This window comes from Robbsia betulipollinis, assembly GCF_026624755.1.
Lineage (GTDB): Bacteria > Pseudomonadota > Gammaproteobacteria > Burkholderiales > Burkholderiaceae > Robbsia > Robbsia betulipollinis.
Genome location: NZ_JAPMXC010000011.1, coordinates 96,306 through 114,434 on the forward strand (window position 1 = coordinate 96,306; position 18,129 = coordinate 114,434).

An 18,129-nucleotide genomic window follows, 5' to 3' on the forward strand; every position below is an offset into this window, starting at 1 on the left:
GACAGGAGAAACAGCATGAAATCGCATACCAAGCAGTGGTGGCTGGCCGGTTCCGCGGTCGCCTGCCTGGCGGTGATCGCCACGGCGGTGGCAGCGACGTCGGCAGCGGCGCGCACGCCGCTCGAACCGGTGCCGCAACTCGATCTCGACCGCTATGCGGGAACCTGGTACGAGATCGCGAAATATCCCAACTTTTTTCAGCGCAAATGCGTGGCCGACGTGCGCGCCGTCTATGCCAGGCGCGCAGACGGGCTGATCGACGTGGTCAACAGCTGCATGGAACGCAACGGCGCAGTGAACGACGTGCACGGCATCGCACGCCCGGACGTCATGCCGCCCCCGATGAGTTCGAAGCTGCAGGTGCGCTTCGCGCCTGCGTGGCTCGGTTGGCTGCCGTTTGTCTGGGGACGGTATTGGGTGGTGATGCTGGACCCGGACTACCGCTATTCGGTGGTCAGCGAGCCGCGTCGCAAATACCTGTGGATCCTGTCGCGCGAACCGCAACTCGACGCGGCGACGTACCGCAAGATCGCCGTCCGGCTACGCGAACTGGGGCTCGACCCGGACAAGCTCGTGAAAACCGTTCAGGACGACGGGCGCTGATCACCGCCCGCCGGAGACGTCCAGCAGGGTACCGCTGGCGTACGAGGAAGCGTCGCTCAGCAGCCAGAGAATCGCCTCGGCAACCTCGTCCGCCGTGCCGGGACGGCCCAGCGGCGCATTGACGCCCAGGCGCCAGGCACGATCGGGTTGCAGCCCGCTGGCGTGGATGTCGGTGTCGATCAATCCCGGACGCACGGCATTGACACGCACGCCTTCGGCGCCCAGTTCTTTCGCCAATCCCTTCGTCAGGGTGTCGACGGCGCCCTTCGACCCGGCATAATCGACGTACTCGCCCGGCGAGCCGAGCGACGCGGCAACCGACGAGATCAGCACGATCGACCCGCCCTTCCCGCCCCGGCTGCGCACCAGACGTCGCGCGGCCTCGCGCGCGCACAGATAGGCGCCCAGCACGTTGACGTCGAACATGCGTCGCAACCGCTCGACGCTCATGTCCACCAGCGGCTGCGGCGGCGCCACGATGCCGGCGTTCACGACCACGCCATCGAGCGGTCCGAGCCGCGCGGCCTCCTCGAACATGCCGAGCACGTCGGCCTCGACCGCCACGTCGCCCTGGATCGCGATCGCCTCGCCACCGGCCGCCTTCACCGCCTCGACCACATCCTGCGCGGCATCCCGGTTGCCGACGTAGTTGACCGCGACCGACCAGCCGCGCCCGCCGGCCTGGATCGCCGCCGCGCGGCCGATGCCACGGCTCGCGCCGGTGATCAGAATCGTTTTCCTGCTCATGCGTGGGCTCCTGGAATGCCGGGGTGGCGGGCGCATCGCGACATCGCGCGCGAGGTCACGATAGCACGGCTCACCCGCCCATGAACGCCGTCGCCGCGGTCACCACGCCGCCCAATGCCACGCCGATCGACAGGAAACGCAGCCAGCGGCGGCGCGTCAGCAGCGCGACCGCGGCCAGCCCGATCGAAATCTGAATGAGTGTGGTCGATTGCGCCCAGCGGTGATGTTGATGCATCAGCGCTTCGCTGGCCTTGTCGTCCTGATCGACGAGTTTCTCGATCGCCTCCGCATGCGCGCGGATCGGCTCCTTCTGCGAGCGGTATTTCTGGATATCGGCCTGGAATTTCGCCTCCTGCCCGGCATTCGCCACCATCAGCGCGGCGCCCAGTTCCGCGAGATTCTGCTTCTCGCCTTTCGCCTGGTAGTACGCCCACTGGTTCGACGCCTCGGTCTTGCGAATCGCCGCCTCGTTCTTGTAGTACAGCGCCAGATTCTCGTTCGCGCCGCTCTGGTACGAACAGATCGCGCCCACGCTCGCGAGAATCGCGGTCATCACCGCCATCCAGGCGGCCGAGGGGTCGCTCTCCACGCCGCCGTGACCGCCAGGATGTTCCAGCGCATGTTCGTGCGGGCCCGCTATTTCGTATTCGTCCGACATCGTTGACTGAGGTCCTTGCGTGCGTGAAGAAAGGCGTGCCACGTTGCGACGCCAAATTCTCAAAATTATGCAGCGGAAAACCGGCGCACGGTGTTACACGTTGTCGCGCACGCCGTCGCATGGGCACAGGTGTTTCGTCGCCGCCACGCCCTGCGCGCGGGGATCTGTACAATCGAATGTCATCCTCCCTCCGCGCCCGCGCCACGCAATGACCGATTCCGCTTCCTCCCCGAGCGCCCCCCACGCGTTCGCGCAACAGCTGCGCGATGCGCTTGGCACCGATATCGTCGCCACGTCGGCGGCCGAGATCGCACCCTGGCTGACCGACTGGCGCGGCATCTATCACGGCGATGCGCAGGCGGTGGTCCGTCCGCGCACGGTCGAGCAGGTGGCGCACTGCCTGCGCCTGTGCTCGGCCGCCGGCGTGCCGGTCGTGCCGCGCGGCGGCAATACCGGCCTGTGCGGCGGCGCGACGCCGGAGAAACGCAACGATGCGCACCCGCTGGGCGTGGTGCTCTGTCTGGACCGGATGAATGCGGTGCGCCAGGTCGACACCACGTCGAACGTGCTGATCGCAGAGGCCGGCTGCATCCTCGCCGACCTGCAGCAGGCGGCGGAAAACGCCAACCGCCTGCTGCCGCTCAGTCTTGCCGCGGAGGGCTCGTGCCAGTTGGGCGGCAATCTGTCGACCAACGCCGGTGGCGTCAACGTGGTGCGTTACGGCATGACCCGCGAACTGGTGCTCGGCATCGAGGCCGTGCTGCCCAGCGGCGAGATCTTCGAAGGGCTGCGCACACTGCGCAAGGACAACACCGGTTACGACCTGAAACAGTTGCTGATCGGTGCCGAAGGCACCCTCGGCATCATCACCGCCGCGTCGTTGCGGCTTTTTCCGCGCAACGGCGTGCGCACCGTGGTGCTGGCCGCGGTCGACTCGCCGCAGCAGGCGCTGGAACTGTATGCGCTGGTATTCGAGCAATGCGGACAGCGCGTGCAGGCCTTCGAGTACTTCACCCAGGAATGCGTCGAACTCGTCCTGCGCCATGTCGACGGTCTGCGTCTGCCGTTCGCCGACGCGCACCCCGGCTATGTGCTGCTCGAACTCGCCGACACGGTCGACGAAGCCGCGCTCAACGCCCTGGTCGAAACCGTGATCGGAGCCGCGCTCGAGGCAGCGCTATGCAGCGACGCCGTGGTCTCGACCACGCTGGCGCAGCTCGAATCGATGTGGCGGCTGCGCGAGGAAATCTCCGAAGCCCAGAAAATGGATGGCCCGCACCTGAAGCACGACATCTCGGTCCCGATCGAAGCGTTGCCCGCCTTCATGGAATCGGCGCGCGAGCGGGTCGCCGCCGCGCTCCCCGGCGCCCGGCTTTTCGTCTTCGGTCATTTCGGCGACGGCAATCTGCACTACAACGTGTCGCGTCCGGCCGGCACGCCGGCGGATTTCTTCGCGCGCGACGCCCAGGCCGAGCACGCGGTTACCGATGCGGTGCTCGACGAGGTCGCGCGTTGCCACGGCAGCATCAGCGCCGAGCATGGCATCGGCCAATTGAAACGGCACCATTTCCAGCAGTTCAAGAGTCCCCTCGAACGCCGGTTGATGGCCGACATCAAGCGCGTGTTCGACCCCGCCGGCATCATGAATCCCGGCAAATTGCTGTAAGCCGAAGGACCTCGCGCGAGGCAATGCCGATGCGTATCGATAGCGTGTCCGATCTGTACTTGATCACGCCGGAATGGCATGGCGAGACGAACGATGGGAACGCCGCGAACGGCGCGGCGGGTGTCGCCGGCCGCGCGGACTTCGCGCCCTTTCTGGAACGGCTGGAACGTGCGCTGTGCACCGGTATCGACCTCGTGCAATTGCGCGCCAAATCCCTCTCTCCCGGGCGTTATCACGCACTCGCGGCCGCGGCGCGGGAGGTCTGCCACGGCCGCGGTGCGATGCTGATCCTGAACGGCCCCACCGCCTGCGCCACCGGCGAAGCCGACCGCGACCGCCATGCCGACGGCATCCACGCCGCCGATGGGGGCTCCGCCAGCGCCCTCGACCATGCCCGCGCCGACGGCATCCATCTGAGCAGCGCCCGCCTGATGGCGTGCGAGCGGCGGCCGGTCGCGGCGTCATGCGTGGTATCCGCCGCGTGCCACACCCTCGCCGAGTTGCGACAGGCGGCGCGCATCGGCGTGGATTTCATTACGCTGTCCCCGGTCCTGCGGACCCGTACCCATCCCGATGCGGCACCGCTTGGCTGGGTACGTTTCGCCGAACTCGTCGCCGCGTCTCCCGTGCCGGTCTATGCATTGGGCGGCATGACGCGCGCCCATCTCGCCACCGCGCAGTCCTGCGGCGCACGCGGCATCGCCGCGATTTCCGGACTCTGGTAAGCCGCCATGGATCATGTCGAAACCGTCGTCATCGGAGCCGGCGTCGTCGGCCTGGCTGTCGCCGCCGCGCTCGCCGCGCGCGGACACGAGGTCCTGATACTCGAAGCCGAACGCGCCATCGGCACGGGCACCAGGTCGCGCAACAGCGAGGTGCTCCATGCCGGCCTCTACTATCCGCCCGACTCCCTGAAGGCACGCCTGTGCATCGCCGGCAACGCGCGCCTCTACGCCTACGCACAGGCACGTCATATCGATCACCGGCGCTGCGGCAAGCTGATCGTCGCCAGCGATGCGGCGCAGATCCCCCGGCTCGAACGGATCGCCGCCAACGCCCTGGCCAGCGGCGTCGATACGCTCGAATGGCTCGATGCCGACGCCGCGCGCCGGCACGAGCCCGTGCTGGCCTGCGCGGCGGCGCTGCGCTCTCCCACCACCGGCATCATCGACAGCCACGCGCTGATGCTCAGCCTGCTGGCCGACGCGGAAAACCATGGCGCCACGCTGGCGCTCGACGCGCCCCTGCTGCGGGCCCATCCGGATGCGACCGGCCTGGTGCTGGAAGTCGGCAGCGCGAGCGCGCCCGGGCAAGCCCCCACCCGTTTGCATACGCACGCCCTCTTCAACTGCGCCGGGCTGCATGCGCAACGGATGGCGGCGTCCATCGACGGTCTGTCGCCGGCTTGCATTCCGCCCACGTTCTACGCAAAGGGACGCTACTTTTCCTGCACCCGCAAGCCGCCTTTCAGCCATCTCATCTATCCCGTACCGGAGGACGGCGGACTCGGCGTGCACCTCACGCTCGATCTCGCCGGACAGGCGCGTTTCGGCCCCGACGTCGAATGGATCGACGCCATCGAATACAGCGTCGACCCACGCGCCGCCGACGGCTTCTACGCCGCGATCCGCCGGTACTGGCCCGACCTGCCCGACGGCGCCCTGCAACCGGCCTATGCCGGCATCCGTCCCAAGCTCGCCGGCCCCGGCGCACCCGCCACGGACTTCCGCATCGACGGCCCCAGCGCGCACGGCATCCCCGGTCTCGTCAATCTTTTCGGGATCGAATCGCCGGGCCTGACCGCCTCGCTCGCGCTGGCCGATCACGTCGTCGCGTGCTGGCAGGGCTGACCCGGAAGTTATCGAAGCGGGAATATTGACGCGGCCGAAAGAAGGGCTAGTATACGCATCGCGTATAGAAATCCCTTCGGAGCGCAACGATGACCATCCCCCAGCAAACCTTTCTGCGCGACGCCATGCGGCGGTTGAACATGACGCGCGACGCCTTCGCCAGCCGCATCGGCATCACGCGCCGTGCCCTCGATACCTGGCTGCTTCCCGAGGAATCCCAGGAATCGCGCACCATGCCGGAAATCGTCGAACGCTTCGTCGCGGAAATCATGGCGCGGCAGCCCGGCCCCGGGGCGGACGCCGCCGCTACGCAGAGCGCATACCCCGCCGCGCCAGCGCATGGCGGCGCGATCCAGTTCGAGGGGCGTCCGCAGTTGCTCTCCGTCGACCAGTTCAGCCGGGAAGCGGTCGAAGACCTGTTTCGTGTCGCCGACATGATGCAGCCCATCGCCCGGCGCCAGAAAATCAGCCGTGTGCTCGAAGGCGCGGTGCTCGGCAACCTGTTCTTCGAAGCCAGTACCCGCACGCGCGTGAGCTTCGGCGCCGCGTTCTGCCGGCTCGGCGGCTCCGTGTGCGACACCACCGGCTTCACCTTCTCTTCGATGGCGAAGGGCGAGTCGATCTACGACACCAGCCGTGTCCTGAGCGGTTACGTCGATGCCCTGGTGGTGCGCCATCCCGAGCAGGGGTCAGTCGCCGAATTCGCCCGGGCAACCAACATCCCCGTCATCAACGGCGGCGACGGCCCCGGCGAACATCCCAGCCAGGCCCTGCTCGACCTCTACACGATCCAGCGCGAATTCTCGCGGCTCGGCAAGATCGTCGACGGCGCGCATATCGCACTGGTCGGCGACCTCAAATACGGCCGCACCGTGCATTCACTGAGCAAACTGCTCGCGCTGTACCGGAACCTGCGCTTCACGCTGATCTCGCCGCCCTCGCTCGAAATGCCGACGTATATCGTCGAACAACTGGGGCGTCACAACCACGTCGTCGTGCAAACCGAGAATCTGCGCGCCGGCCTGCAAGGCGCCGACGTCGTCTACGCGACGCGCATCCAGAAGGAGCGTTTCGCGGACGAATCGTTCGAAGGCTACACGCCGGAATTCCAGATCAACCAGGCGCTGGTGGACGCGGTATGCGGACCCGAGACGCTCATCATGCATCCCCTGCCGCGCGACGGGCGCCCGGGCGCCAACGACCTCAGCACCGACCTGAACCATGATTCCCGGCTGGCGATCTTCCGCCAGACCGACAACGGCATCCCGGTGCGCATGGCGATCTTCGCGACGCTGATGGGCGTGGAGCATCAGGTCCGGCATTCGATGCGCGACGCGAGCTGGAAGTCGCCGGCGTATGTGGGGCCGGACGACGCGGTGTTTCACGGCATCGATTGATCGGCGGCCCGGACCCGGATCCCGGCCGTTCGCGTCACGACAGCCGCGTCGCAACCACTGGGTTGTGACCGCCGCATGGTGACCCGCGGTCAGCCCGTTCGTGTTCGACGGTCACGGTGGCTGTGTCCATGTCGGCTGTGTCATGTCGGCTGTGTCACGCCGGCTGTGTCACGCTGGGTTCGGCTGGCCGTTCGACGCGGACAGCCCCCCGTCCACCGGCAGGTTCACGCCCGTCACGAAACGCGCGTCGTCGCTCGCCAGGAAGAGAATCGCAAGCGCGATATCGTCGGGCTGTCCCGGGCGGCCGAGCGGAATGCGCTCCGCGAACTTCGCCATCAGCGCCTTGTCGTCCTTCATGTCCGCGGTCATGTCGGTCATCGTCATCGTCGGACAGACGGCGTTCACGCGCACGCCGTCCGCGCCATGATCCAGGGCCAGCGCGCGCGTGAAATTGGTCACCGCGCCCTTCGCCGCGTTGTAGATGCCCATGCCCCAGTCGCCCCCCAGGCCCGAAACGGAGGAGACATTCACGATATTGCCTTGCGAGCGGATCAGCGCGGGCAACGCCGCACGACACGCGTAAAACACGCCATCGACGTCGGTCGACATCACCTTGCGCCAGTCCTCGACCGACGACTCGGTGATCTTGCCGGTGGTCGCGACGCCCGCGTTGTTGACCAGCACGTCGAGCTTGCCGAAGCGTGCCAGCGTATCGGCCACCGCCTTTTCGACATCGGCCTGACGCGCCACATCGGCGGCGCACAGCAGCGTGCGCTCGGGATCGAGCGACGCCGCCACCTTGTCGAGCTTGTCGCGCGAGCGGCCCACGAGCACCACCGATGCGCCTTGCGCGGCGAACATCCGCGCGGTCGCGGCACCGATGCCCGAGCCTGCGCCGGTGACGATCACAACCTTGCCGTTGAAGCGTTCCATATGAGCGAATCTCCTGTTTGACGGGGCGGCTCCGGACGATCTGACAGCGCGCCGGACGTTTGCGGCCACGTATGCAGAGCTTGCAAGGGTCGTTCCCGCGGCGGCAAACCCGTCTCGAAATTCTGTTCGAAACGGAATGTTGACTTTTATTTAAACACTATGTTTAATAAGGGCGATGTTAATCTCATAAAGGAAAAACGGATGATCGATGATGCAGTCGTCGAGACGGCGCCCCCCGCCGTTGTCGATGGGAGGACAGGGACCGCCCCCTGTGGCGCCACGGTCGCGGCGAACGGCAGGACCGTGGCGATGCGTGCGGCATTCGCACGGATGTTGAAGGTCACCATGGTGGAGTGGGGGTTGGTGCGGGCGCCGCGTGCAGCACGGTGACAAGGCGTGGGAACGGGCACCAGGCTTCGACGGCGCCATTTTTGTCATGGAAGCACGGGACCTCGTCGCGCTATGCCGGTGCGTGAAAAACGCGCCACCGTTACGGTTCACGCACGATATTTTGCATCGCCATGCCTCCAGAACCGGACGGCATGGCGACACCTAGCTAACCCCGCACCTATACCACCGACCAGTCGCCATCGGCCGCAAAGTATTGCAACTTCACGCTAGGCCGGGTAGTGGCGGACAGCACCAGCGTGGACGAACCGTCGATCGTCTTCCCATTCCCCACGATCGTCAGCGCGTTGGCGGAAGCATCCGCGCGTTTCACCACGTGCACCTCGCCGTCATAGGGCATTGCCGGCAGCGTCGCGGTACCGGGCGCCGCGGTCGTATCGACCTTGAGCGCATAGTCGGCGATCGTGACAAGCGTCGTCGTGGCGCTCGGGCTGGTAACGAACTTGCGGATGGGCTGCATCAGACCCTGCACCTGTTTCACCGGTTGCAACTGCGCAGGGAATGGATGAGGATTGAACTCGGCCAGCGCACCGAAGTTGGCCATCGGGCACATCACGTAAACCTTCCCCGGCGAATTGCAGTCGACACCGAACTGAGTGATCGTCACGCCTTGCGCCAGCACTTTACCTCCCCACGACACCGGCGCGAACGTCAGACTTCCCAGTGTCCCGAAATTCGGGGCTGAATATTCGACCTGGGCGCTCGATCTCAAAATCGGACCGCACATCCCAGCCACATACACGGAACAGTAAAGCCCCTGCTGACCATCCGCGACATTGTTTGCCGTGATCGGGATATAGATCGACGTATTGACCGGTGCGCTGTTGGTGCCGACGTTCGTTACCTCGACGATCAGCGGATTGTTGCCGACCATCCGGGAGATCGCTTCCGGTATGACCAATTGCACGCCTGCTGCCAGCCAATTCCGATACGTGTCCATCTTCACGGACCCGGGCGACGAAGACGTGCCGTTGTACAGGCTGTAACCTCCACCGTTCGCGACCAGACAGTTGCCGTTCACGCCCAGACCCATCGTCGCCGAATACGCGTTCGTGCCGACCACCAAATTGCCGAGCGCGGGGCTTTGTGTCTTGATCGCGACATCGGACCGGTCCGCCAGGACCGGAACGTTGCGTTCAAAAGCGACCGACTCGTTATAGGGGGTGTTTCCCGTGATTTTTGAGAGGTCCAAAGTGGACCGATTGAAACATGAGAAATCCGATCCGTTTATCGTGCCCGGAAAACCGGAGATCGAAGCGGCGAAGGTGCCCGCGGCTCCGGTAACCGGCACCGTGCCGACGGGAAAGCTACCCAACCGGAAATACCCCAGTCCACCCAGACGTCCCAGCGAATAGTAATTGCGCAGACTGTTGGCGAACAATTCATCCGGCAGGCGGTTGCTCAATTCGTAAGCCGACGTGCCCACCGGTATCCCGTAATAAGCGCCGCCGGCGATCGTATTGATACAGGAACTGATCGCGGTCGGCGCATTCATTATCCAGGATTCGCTCAACGCTTCCACCGACAACTGGTGACCGTCGAGGTACATGCCGGAGTAGCTTCCGGTATTGAAGTAATTGCACTGATACCAGCCGACCGGGCTGTGATATTGGTGGTAGCGATACACCGACCCGGCGAAGTTGTTCTCCGACAGCAATTCCGAACAGAATTTGCCGTCGGCGCCGCCGGCGATGATGAAATGGTCCTGCCCATTCTGGAGCCAGAAACGTCCCGCGCACCCGCCTTGCAACGAACAGCTGTCGAAGGTGATGTGCCCCGTCGACGTATTGCAGACCGCACCGAATTTCCCGTAAAGAGTCGTGACATCGCGCAGAATGCACTTGTTGTTGACGGCGATCCCCGCGAGTCCCGCCTTGAACGCGGAATACGGCAGCACATCCGTATGCCAGACGAAACCGCTCGGCACCGTCAATTGGCCGCCCGATACCAGCGTCGCCGAGGTGACCGAGACAGGCCAGTTGGCGTCGGTCGTGATCACCTGGATCTTTTCGAAAATTTGCCCTTCGTCCGGTAGCACGACGCCCGCGGCCATATCGGTCGTCGTGGCCGGCTGCCAGTTGAGCGTGGTACCGAACCTTGCGTCCAGCGTGGCGCCGTCGCCATAGATGCGGCGCACGCCCGTGAATGTCACGGGGCTCGCCAGTCGGTAGGAACCCGAACGACCGACGATATGAAGCGCACGCCCGGCCGCCGCCGCGAAGTTCGACGCATTCTGCAGTGCGGTGGAGAAGTCCGTCGAGGGATTGGGCCCGGCCGCGCTCGTCGTGGGATTGAGCGAAGTATTGGCCGGCCCCGAGACGGACGTCATGCCGAACCAGGTGCTTTGGACGTCGCCGGCGGGAATATCGCGAATCACATAGCCGCCCGCCGCGGTCGCGAAAATCGCCCCCTCGTCCGCCGTGTAGGTGACGCCACTGGCCGGCACCGTATAGAGCCCCTCGCCGCCGCCGCCATCTCCAACGTAGTTGTAGCCCCGCCATTTGACGCGAGGATAGAGCGGACCCGCTCCCGCCTTCATTTGCGCGACGGTGTCATACGTCTTCCACAAAGCGACGGAACTGTATGCAAGTTGGGTAATTTGTGAAGTCGTAAGGGAAACCAGCGCGCCAGCCTGATTGACCAAGAGTTCTTCGCTGCCCGTCGGCGTCGTACCTACCGGATACGCTGCGGGATCGTTGCTGGATGTGGTTGCCATGATGTGATGTTTCCTTGATAGGGGATGAATGTGTAAACGGATAGAACGGGAAGGTGCCCAGAATCGCGGGTTGGCTGCAATCGGCGTTCGACGCCGATCGTTGCAAACGGATTCAGGGCGAGGTCGTCGACGCCGTGGCGAGCGCCGCATCCGCCGCGACGCCGGCGAGCGCCGGTACGGCCACGGCAGCCGCGGCCGCTGCCCCCTCCGGCGCACTCGTGAAGACACCCAGCGAATGCCACAACTGGACGACGCCATTGATGTAGGCGGTGATCTCCGCATGGATCGCCGTCCAGGCCGATTCCGCCAGCTCGGCGGTCGTCGTCAGGGACGCCACGAAGGTCTTCGCGGCCGCGAGCACGCCGGCCAGCTTCGTGGCGCCCGATGCCTCGGTGGTTTGCGCCAGCGAGACGGCTTCGGAAACGAACTGCTTGATCTTGTCGAGATTCTCCACGACGCCTTCGATCTTCGAGATCGCGGCCGAGATAGTGGTGAGGTTCATGGTCATGCTCCTTGTGGGATAAAAAAACGCCCGTGCGAACCGCACAGGCAGGGGTGAACGCCGGCATGCATCGCGCGCGCCGGCGGAAAAACCTATCGGGGAATGCCGCTCAGGCGCCTACGACACCACCGGCCTGCTCGTAGAACGCACAGACCTGCGCGAGCGAATGCTCGGGTTGCCGATAACCCGCCCCGGGCAGGCTTGCCCAGAGCGGTGCGACCTTGCCGATCGCGGTCTCGATCCGGCCCGCGTCGACGAACGCCAGCGCGCCGAACTCCGCGATCTGCCGCAGCGCGATCGCATCCTGCGATGCAGGACCGAAATCGGGCAGCGCCAGCAGCGGCGCGTAATGCAGCCAGTTGGCGAGCTTTTGCTGATACGCGCCGGACGCGGTCGACCACAGTCCCGGGCGCACTTGTTTGGCCGGGCGTCCGCCGGCAAACGGATGGCGCGAAAAATCGTCGAACACTTCCGGCCTGCCATCGATGCCGGTCACGATCACGTCGTACCCCACCGCGCGTGTCGCGGGCGAGGTCGACGTTCCCTCCGCACGCTGGATCATCAGCAGGAACGCCCTGCGGTTGGGATTCATGGATTCACCTTCTGAATCGACGTCACCCGCGCCAGGATCATCACCACCGCGCCCAGCGCCGGCCACACGCTTTGATCCGCCGACGGGAACCAGTGCATCAGCGCCGGCAGCAACTGCGGCCAATGCTCGGCGAGCGTCGGCAGCAGATGCGCCAGCGCCACCGTGAGCACGGCAAAAGCAGCGGAGAACCGCACCGACGACCAGGTGTAGAACCGCCGCCAGTCGTTCACCAGGGAAATCTTGATATGGGTCATGGTTCACCTCGTTCTGGATGTTTGTCGGGCACGTCGGCGCCCTCCGTTTTGTTCTTGCGACCGAACACGAAATGCCGCTCGCCCAGGTACGCGGCGCTCGCCGCGGCGATATAGCTGGCCATGATGTTTTGCCCCGCTCCGACGCTCGCCCAGAACGCGACGAAGCCGAAGAAGACCGCCTGCAGGATGCCTTGCGCGATCACCAGGCGTCGCCGCCCGCCGCCGCCCTCCCACTCCGCCAGGACCGGCAACGACGATGCCGCCCAGGCCAGCACCGCGATCAACAGCACCCAGACATATTTGATAAAGGCATCGTTCGTCGTCTCGCCCGGTGGCGTCACGGTGACCGCCGCGTACGAAGCCGAAGCGGACAACGTAGACAGCACCAACAGTTCAGCGAGCACGATGCGCGGCATGCCACGTTCCGATAAAAAAGTGCACACGCGTCGTCTCGTAAAAAAAGTAGAACGCCATCGCCAGATGAAGCGGGACCATCAGCGCCAGGCTTTTGAAGATGTTCAAGGTCGTGGTGACCTGCAGGTACAGCGCGATCATCCAGAGAAACATCGCGCACAGCGCGCATAACCGACGCGCGCCAGCGAGCCGCCAGATCGCGTAGTCTTCCCAGCGCCGCCCCCACAGGAATTCGATCAACGCGCACTGCAACATGAAGGTCCCGACGGCGATGAAGGAATATCCCCAGATGTCGTCGATGCCGATGCCCGCGAGGACTTGATGCAGGACGCCGGTACCGTCGCCGTTGGCCTGCCCGCTATACCCGAGCGTCATCATCTGCCAACCCATGTAGATTTCGGCGAGCAAGGTGTGCCGCGCGGCAAGCCGGCCCGGCAGCGGCGGATCGTAGGCGAAGCCATCACGGTTTCGGTTGCGCATGGTGGTCAGGGCGTGGACGAAAAAAAACCGCCCGGGGGCGGTGGTGGGTGAACATTGAAAGACGGAACGTCCGGCAGCCGGCTGCGATACGTCTACGCAATAGCCGGCCGCGGAGCGTTCCTACACGACGTACCAATGCGGCGTGGACGTGGTCGCCACATATTGCAGACGAACGCTCCCCCTCGCACTGCCGGGGATCACGTACGTCGATGCACCGTCGATCAGTACCCCATTGCCATTGACCGTCACCGTGTTGGCCGTTGCGTCGACCTTCTTGATGACATGCACCTCCCCATCGAAAGGCGTGGCAGGAAGCATGACCGTACCCGCCGCCGCGGTCGCATCGATCGCCACCAGGAAATCGGCGATCGTCACCGCGGTGGTCGCGCCGCCGGTGGCGGTGGTCGTCACGAATGTGCGACCGGCTTGGCGCAGGCCGGACGCAAGGAAGAACGGGTCCAGCGACGCTGGATGCTGATGCGGGTTGTACTCCGCCAGTGACCCGAAATTCACCATCGGGGCGATGATGTAGACCTTGGAACCGGTCGCGCTGCAATTGACGCCCGTTTCCGTAACGGTCACGCCCTTCGCGAAAACCTTTCCGCTGAATACCGTGGGCTGGAAGGTGAGTCCGCCGTCCGTACCAACGCCAGTCGCCAGATAGTCATTCTTCGCCGCACTCGTCGAGACATAAACACCGCACGACCCAGCCGTGTAAATCGAGTAATACAAACCCTGCTGACCATCCGCGACATTGTTTGCCGAAATCGACATGTATAGCGACATGGGAGCGACATTTGTTGCACTGCCGGTGCTCGTGACCTCGATGATCAGTGGGTTACTCCCGACCATCCGAGAGATGTTCTCTGGGATGACAAGTGTGACGCCGGCCGCCAACCAGTTCTGATACGTATCGATTTTCGCCGATCCGGGATACGACGAATTCGAATTGTATATCGACCACCCGCCGCCATTTGCTGACAAGCAATTTCCTGCGATACCCAATCCCATAGACGCCGAATAAGCGTTCGTCCCCACGGCGATGTTTCCGACTTTGGGGGCACGCGTTTTTGTCGCCGGATCCGAACGGTCTGCCAACGCATTCAGATTGCGCAGCCATGCAATGTTTGTTTTATACGAGCTATCGTTCGTAATGTACGAAACGTCGACGTTCGTTAAACGGAACATCGAGAAATCGGAGTTGGTCGTATTCGACGGAAAGCCGCTGAATTGTGCCGAATAGGTACCGGTGCCACCAGTCGGCGAGATTTCTCCAGGTCCGGACGGCTCCACTCGGAATTGGCTAACGATACCGAGGCGGCCACACGAATACATATTGCGCTTACTGTTTGCAAACAGCGCATCGGGAAGGCTGTGCGCCAGCTCGAAAGCGGACGTGCCAACGGGATAGGCATAGTACGTACCACCAGCAACGCAGTCGATAAGATTGATCGAGCTACGGGCCATGAAAATCCAGGCCTCGCTGAGCGATTCAATCGACATCTGCAGTCCTTCGATCGAGATGCCCTTATAGGTGCCGGTACCCGAGTAACTGCACTGATACCAACCCACCGGCGTATGGTATTGATGGTAACGAATGATGGTTCCGGAAAAGCCATCTTCACACAGCAATTCGGATGCGAAGTAACCGTCCGATCCACCGCCAATAAAGAAGTTGTCTTGTCCGTTTTGAATCCAGAATCGACCGGCGCAACCGCCCTGAATGGAGCAATTGTCGAAAACAATATGCCCCACGTAAGCATTGCAGGTAACTCCGAATTTGCCATACAGCGTATTGACATTCTTCAGGCCGCATCGATTCGTAACAGAAATACCTGCAAGGCCAGGGGCCCATGCAGAGTAGGGCAGCACATCGGTATGCCATACAAATCCTGAGGGAACGGTGAGCTGCCCGCCCGAGATCAGGGTTGGCGACGTGACCGTGGTAGGCCATTTGGTGTCGGCCATCATGACCACGGAGAGATCCTGCAACAGCTGATCCGTATCGCTGAGAATCAAACCCGCCGCAAGATCCACGATAGTGGTCGGAGCCCAATTGAGCTGCGTAGCGAACATATTGTCCAGCGATGCGCCATCACCGTACGTGAGCCGCACGCCTTTCAACGTGACGCTGGAGCCCAAACGGTACGATCCTGCGCGGCCCACGATATGCAGGGCACGACCAGCAGCAGCAGCGAAATTCGATGCTGCTTGCAACGCCGGCGAAAAGTCCGTACTCGGATGGTAGGTGCCGAAACTTGACGTCGGATTCAATGGCGTGCCAGCAGCGCCGGAAGGATACGTCATCCCGAACCACGACGTTTTCACATCCCCATGGGGAATATCGCGCAGCACAAAGCCGCCGGCCGTCGTCGCGAATACTGTGCCCTCGTCCGCCGTGTAGGTGGTGCCACTGCCTGGAACGACGTAGACGCCTTCGCCGCCACCGCCGTCGCCGACGTAGTTATAGCCACGCCACTTTACCCGCGGATACGTTGGGCCGGCGGCTGCCTTCATTTGCGCAACGGTATCGTAGGTCTTCCACAACGCGAGCGAATTGTAGGAAAGCTGCGAAAGCTGCGCCGTGGTCAGAGAAACCAGTGAACCCGACTGGTTCGCCAATACCTGCTCGCTGCCCGTGGGCGTCGTGCCGGCGGCGTAGGTCGAGGGATCGTTGCTTGTAGACGTTGCCATGATGTGATGCTCCGGTGGGGGTGCTGTTTGCGTTCGATGAGAAACGCATAGACGAAAAAAAACCGCCGATGGGCGGTTGGTGTTAAAACGTGAAAATTTCAAAACAGGGACGGAACATATATCGCTCCCGACCCACAAACGAGAAAATCGACTGTCGCATTTACCAGGCATGCCTTTGCTGCCGTAAGGCAGCGGGAGGGGCACGCGGTAACGCGGCAATCGGTCATCTGGAATTCACTATATAACTGGTTCGTACAACTCACAAGCCTTATTTTTTACCTTGGATAATTTTTTTTGATTCGATAACGAGTTTTCCATATCACGTCGAGCATTCGCGAGCGCAAACTCCAGTGTATGTGCACGCAGCCGGGCGTGATGTTCACGCCACATATACGTGCGCAATTGCCCGAAATTCATATTTTGTACATACCATGCTTTCAACAAAGCTTTGGTAACGGGATTCGGTATCTCGCGCCAGGCTCGCTCGATTGCCCAGGCGTCTGCCTCGTCATGCACGAACGGCGCCGTCGACGCACGGGTTCCCTGATCACGCAGCGCGATGAACCATTGTGCCCACACCGCGCACGTGCTGGCCTTGAACCGTGGGGACCGCACCACGCCGCCCCAATTTTGCATCCGGTCTTCCATTGTCATTGCTTTTCTCCCGAAGGTATCGACGCGTGGAAAAGCGAGCTGTCGGGCCCCATCGCGCACCGTCCACGCATGTTTCGATTCGTCTTTCGCGTCGATTCGTGCTATCGTCCACAAATGCATTAAACACTACGTTTATCAAAAAGACAAACAAAATGTGTAACAACAATTTGTTTAAATACGCGATGATTCCTGCTATGCACGAGACCATGACGCGCCTGTACCAGGCGGCAGCGCAATTGACGTCCGCGACGGGACAGTCGTCGCTCGCCGCGCTGATGAACCATTCGCCGCAAACCCTGAACAACTGGGAGAGCCGCGGCATGTCCCAAAAAGGCATGCTGGAAGCCGAGAGGATGATCGGTTGCAGCGCGGTGTGGCTCAAAACGGGCGAAGGCCCGATGATCGTGTCCGCGCAGACGCGGGACGCAGCCAGTACGCGGCAGCCCCCTTCGCTTCCGGACCGTAACGTGGGGCACGCTACCATCGGCGAGACACGCCTGCCGGTGATCAGCTATGTGCAGGCAGGAAAGATGACGGAGATGCGGGATCCGTTCTCCACCGGGGACGTCTTCGATTTTTTATTGACGGATCTTGACCTGCCGGAAAGCGCGTTCTGCCTAGTGATTCGAGGTGAATCGATGTCGCCGGAATTTCACGAAGGCGACCGGATCGTCATCGATCCGGAGCTTGCGCCGCGTCCGGGGGACTTTGTCGTGGCGAAGAACGGCTCGCAGGACGCGACATTCAAGAAATACCGGCCGCGCGGGGTAAGCCTGACGGGTCAGGAAGTGTTTGAGCTTGCGCCGTTGAACGATGACTACCCCACGCTGCGCAGCGATACCGAACCGCTGCAGATCATTGGCGTGATGGTCGAGCATCGGCGCTATAGAAAAAAGTGAGCGTGATTCGATAAAAGTAAGCGGACTGACCATGCCTCGAAACGACGTATAGCAGAGACGTTGGATAATCTGTTGAACGGAGGTCAAGATGGTCGAAAAGAACGTACCGAATTGTCGCTACACAGAGGAATTTCGCACTTAAGCGACAAGGTTGGCCAATTCTGTGGGGCATAACGAGGCGGCACGCCGCCTTGAGGTGCCGGTGGCGACGATTAGCAACTGGGCGCGTAAGCGGGCGTCTCTGGCGCAGCCCCGGCCGCCACCCGCGTGAAGCCGGGTGTGTCAGAGATGGAGGCCGAGATCAGCCGGCTTCGCGAGGAACCGGCGAGCGCGAAGCTCGATATGGAATCTTGTCAAAAGCGACGGTAGGTTCAATGGGTCGTTGCAACACCTTCATATTAATATCGAATGAAGGAGGGTTGACGAATGACACAAATGGGACGGCCTGGGTTGCCGACAGAAGGCAAAGTGGAGGTTTGGCGGCGGTGGCGCGCAGGTGAATCGTTTCTTGGGATCGGCAAGGCCATAGGCAAGCCCGCCGGGTCGATCTACGGCGTAATCCGGCTATGCGGGGGTTACACCCCTGCTCCGCGTAAGCGATCGCTGCGGGCATTGACCTTGAGTGAACGTGAAGAGATCTCGCGTGGCGTGTCAGCCGGGCT

General features: G+C 62.9%; 17 protein-coding genes and 1 pseudogene. 7 read left to right on the forward strand and 11 right to left on the reverse strand.

The annotated features are described in order from the left end of the window. Positions 1 to 15: 15 nt before the first annotated feature. Entirely contained in the window at positions 16 to 603 is a 588-nt protein-coding gene (locus OVY01_RS21480; RefSeq protein ID WP_267849643.1) for a lipocalin family protein, read from the forward strand. Here the strand turns inward: OVY01_RS21480 and OVY01_RS21485 are convergent, their stop codons facing one another. Both OVY01_RS21485 and OVY01_RS21490 read right to left on the reverse strand, forming a co-directional pair. Continuing rightward, positions 604 to 1,350, reverse strand: a complete 747-nt coding sequence (locus OVY01_RS21485; RefSeq protein ID WP_267849644.1) for an SDR family oxidoreductase — start codon at positions 1,348 to 1,350, stop codon at positions 604 to 606. Between the two features lie 70 nt (positions 1,351 to 1,420). After that, a complete protein-coding gene (locus tag OVY01_RS21490; RefSeq protein WP_267849645.1) occupies positions 1,421 to 2,008 on the reverse strand; it encodes a DUF4337 domain-containing protein in 588 nt (195 codons plus the stop codon). 208 nt (positions 2,009 to 2,216) lie between these two features. Here OVY01_RS21490 and OVY01_RS21495 point away from each other — a divergent pair, with 208 nt between their 5' ends. The 4 genes from OVY01_RS21495 (at position 2,217) to OVY01_RS21510 (ending at position 6,921) form a co-directional block, all read left to right on the forward strand. Further along, positions 2,217 to 3,674 carry an FAD-binding oxidoreductase gene (locus tag OVY01_RS21495; protein WP_267849646.1) on the forward strand — a complete coding sequence of 486 codons (1,458 nt, stop codon included), beginning with the start codon at positions 2,217 to 2,219 and terminating at the stop codon, positions 3,672 to 3,674. Between the two features lie 29 nt (positions 3,675 to 3,703). Then, positions 3,704 to 4,399: a thiamine phosphate synthase gene (locus tag OVY01_RS21500; protein ID WP_267849647.1), complete on the forward strand. Its 696-nt coding sequence runs from the start codon at positions 3,704 to 3,706 to the stop codon at positions 4,397 to 4,399. A gap of 6 nt (positions 4,400 to 4,405) precedes the next feature. Then, positions 4,406 to 5,524, forward strand: a complete 1,119-nt coding sequence (locus OVY01_RS21505; protein ID WP_267849648.1) for an NAD(P)/FAD-dependent oxidoreductase — start codon at positions 4,406 to 4,408, stop codon at positions 5,522 to 5,524. Between the two features lie 89 nt (positions 5,525 to 5,613). Further along, a complete protein-coding gene (locus OVY01_RS21510) occupies positions 5,614 to 6,921 on the forward strand; it encodes an aspartate carbamoyltransferase (protein ID WP_267849649.1) in 1,308 nt (435 codons plus the stop codon). 168 nt (positions 6,922 to 7,089) lie between these two features. Here OVY01_RS21510 and budC read toward each other — a convergent pair whose 3' ends face one another. From budC to OVY01_RS21555, 9 genes are all read right to left on the reverse strand, one after another. After that, the gene (budC, locus tag OVY01_RS21515; protein ID WP_267849650.1) at positions 7,090 to 7,854 is read right to left on the reverse strand and encodes a meso-2,3-butanediol dehydrogenase; all 765 of its coding nucleotides are present in this window, start codon (positions 7,852 to 7,854) and stop codon (positions 7,090 to 7,092) included. 568 nt (positions 7,855 to 8,422) lie between these two features. After that, entirely contained in the window at positions 8,423 to 11,128 is a 2,706-nt protein-coding gene (locus OVY01_RS21520; protein ID WP_267849651.1) for a hypothetical protein, read from the reverse strand. Next, positions 11,091 to 11,480 carry a hypothetical protein gene (locus OVY01_RS21525; protein ID WP_267849652.1) on the reverse strand — a complete coding sequence of 130 codons (390 nt, stop codon included), beginning with the start codon at positions 11,478 to 11,480 and terminating at the stop codon, positions 11,091 to 11,093. Before OVY01_RS21525 ends, OVY01_RS21520 begins: the two co-directional genes overlap by 38 nt. A gap of 109 nt (positions 11,481 to 11,589) precedes the next feature. Next, the gene (locus OVY01_RS21530) at positions 11,590 to 12,072 is read right to left on the reverse strand and encodes a glycoside hydrolase family 24 protein (protein WP_267849653.1); all 483 of its coding nucleotides are present in this window, start codon (positions 12,070 to 12,072) and stop codon (positions 11,590 to 11,592) included. Further along, entirely contained in the window at positions 12,069 to 12,326 is a 258-nt protein-coding gene (locus OVY01_RS21535) for a DUF7940 domain-containing protein (protein ID WP_267849654.1), read from the reverse strand. Before OVY01_RS21535 ends, OVY01_RS21530 begins: the two co-directional genes overlap by 4 nt. Then, complete coding sequence (locus OVY01_RS21540; protein ID WP_267849655.1) at positions 12,323 to 12,742, reverse strand: hypothetical protein; 420 nt, start codon at positions 12,740 to 12,742, stop codon at positions 12,323 to 12,325. Before OVY01_RS21540 ends, OVY01_RS21535 begins: the two co-directional genes overlap by 4 nt. Next, positions 12,720 to 13,220 (reverse strand): hypothetical protein, encoded by a 501-nt coding sequence (locus OVY01_RS21545; RefSeq protein ID WP_267849656.1) that lies wholly within the window; start codon positions 13,218 to 13,220, stop codon positions 12,720 to 12,722. Before OVY01_RS21545 ends, OVY01_RS21540 begins: the two co-directional genes overlap by 23 nt. Before the next feature lie 120 nt (positions 13,221 to 13,340). Further along, positions 13,341 to 15,914, reverse strand: coding sequence for a hypothetical protein (locus OVY01_RS21550; protein WP_267849657.1), 2,574 nt, complete (start codon positions 15,912 to 15,914; stop codon positions 13,341 to 13,343). A gap of 237 nt (positions 15,915 to 16,151) precedes the next feature. Then, the gene (locus OVY01_RS21555) at positions 16,152 to 16,568 is read right to left on the reverse strand and encodes a hypothetical protein (protein ID WP_267849658.1); all 417 of its coding nucleotides are present in this window, start codon (positions 16,566 to 16,568) and stop codon (positions 16,152 to 16,154) included. A 26-nt stretch (positions 16,569 to 16,594) separates the two neighbouring features. Here OVY01_RS21555 and OVY01_RS21560 point away from each other — a divergent pair, with 26 nt between their 5' ends. Both OVY01_RS21560 and OVY01_RS21570 read left to right on the forward strand, forming a co-directional pair. Next, the gene (locus tag OVY01_RS21560) at positions 16,595 to 17,467 is read left to right on the forward strand and encodes a LexA family protein (protein ID WP_267849659.1); all 873 of its coding nucleotides are present in this window, start codon (positions 16,595 to 16,597) and stop codon (positions 17,465 to 17,467) included. A gap of 426 nt (positions 17,468 to 17,893) precedes the next feature. Next, positions 17,894 to 18,129: pseudogene (locus OVY01_RS21570) on the forward strand (IS30 family transposase); the annotation flags it as partial.

Coding starts and splice junctions, on each gene's coding strand:
- OVY01_RS21480 (WP_267849643.1), top strand. CDS start 16: ATGAAATCGCATACCAAGCAGTGGTGGCTGGCCGGTTCCGCGGTCGCC.
- OVY01_RS21485 (WP_267849644.1), bottom strand. CDS start 1,350: ATGAGCAGGAAAACGATTCTGATCACCGGCGCGAGCCGTGGCATCGGC.
- OVY01_RS21490 (WP_267849645.1), bottom strand. CDS start 2,008: ATGTCGGACGAATACGAAATAGCGGGCCCGCACGAACATGCGCTGGAA.
- OVY01_RS21495 (WP_267849646.1), top strand. CDS start 2,217: ATGACCGATTCCGCTTCCTCCCCGAGCGCCCCCCACGCGTTCGCGCAA.
- OVY01_RS21500 (WP_267849647.1), top strand. CDS start 3,704: ATGCGTATCGATAGCGTGTCCGATCTGTACTTGATCACGCCGGAATGG.
- OVY01_RS21505 (WP_267849648.1), top strand. CDS start 4,406: ATGGATCATGTCGAAACCGTCGTCATCGGAGCCGGCGTCGTCGGCCTG.
- OVY01_RS21510 (WP_267849649.1), top strand. CDS start 5,614: ATGACCATCCCCCAGCAAACCTTTCTGCGCGACGCCATGCGGCGGTTG.
- budC (WP_267849650.1), bottom strand. CDS start 7,854: ATGGAACGCTTCAACGGCAAGGTTGTGATCGTCACCGGCGCAGGCTCG.
- OVY01_RS21520 (WP_267849651.1), bottom strand. CDS start 11,128: ATGCGGCGCTCGCCACGGCGTCGACGACCTCGCCCTGAATCCGTTTGC.
- OVY01_RS21525 (WP_267849652.1), bottom strand. CDS start 11,480: ATGAACCTCACCACTATCTCGGCCGCGATCTCGAAGATCGAAGGCGTC.
- OVY01_RS21530 (WP_267849653.1), bottom strand. CDS start 12,072: ATGAATCCCAACCGCAGGGCGTTCCTGCTGATGATCCAGCGTGCGGAG.
- OVY01_RS21535 (WP_267849654.1), bottom strand. CDS start 12,326: ATGACCCATATCAAGATTTCCCTGGTGAACGACTGGCGGCGGTTCTAC.
- OVY01_RS21540 (WP_267849655.1), bottom strand. CDS start 12,742: ATGCCGCGCATCGTGCTCGCTGAACTGTTGGTGCTGTCTACGTTGTCC.
- OVY01_RS21545 (WP_267849656.1), bottom strand. CDS start 13,220: ATGCGCAACCGAAACCGTGATGGCTTCGCCTACGATCCGCCGCTGCCG.
- OVY01_RS21550 (WP_267849657.1), bottom strand. CDS start 15,914: ATGGCAACGTCTACAAGCAACGATCCCTCGACCTACGCCGCCGGCACG.
- OVY01_RS21555 (WP_267849658.1), bottom strand. CDS start 16,568: ATGACAATGGAAGACCGGATGCAAAATTGGGGCGGCGTGGTGCGGTCC.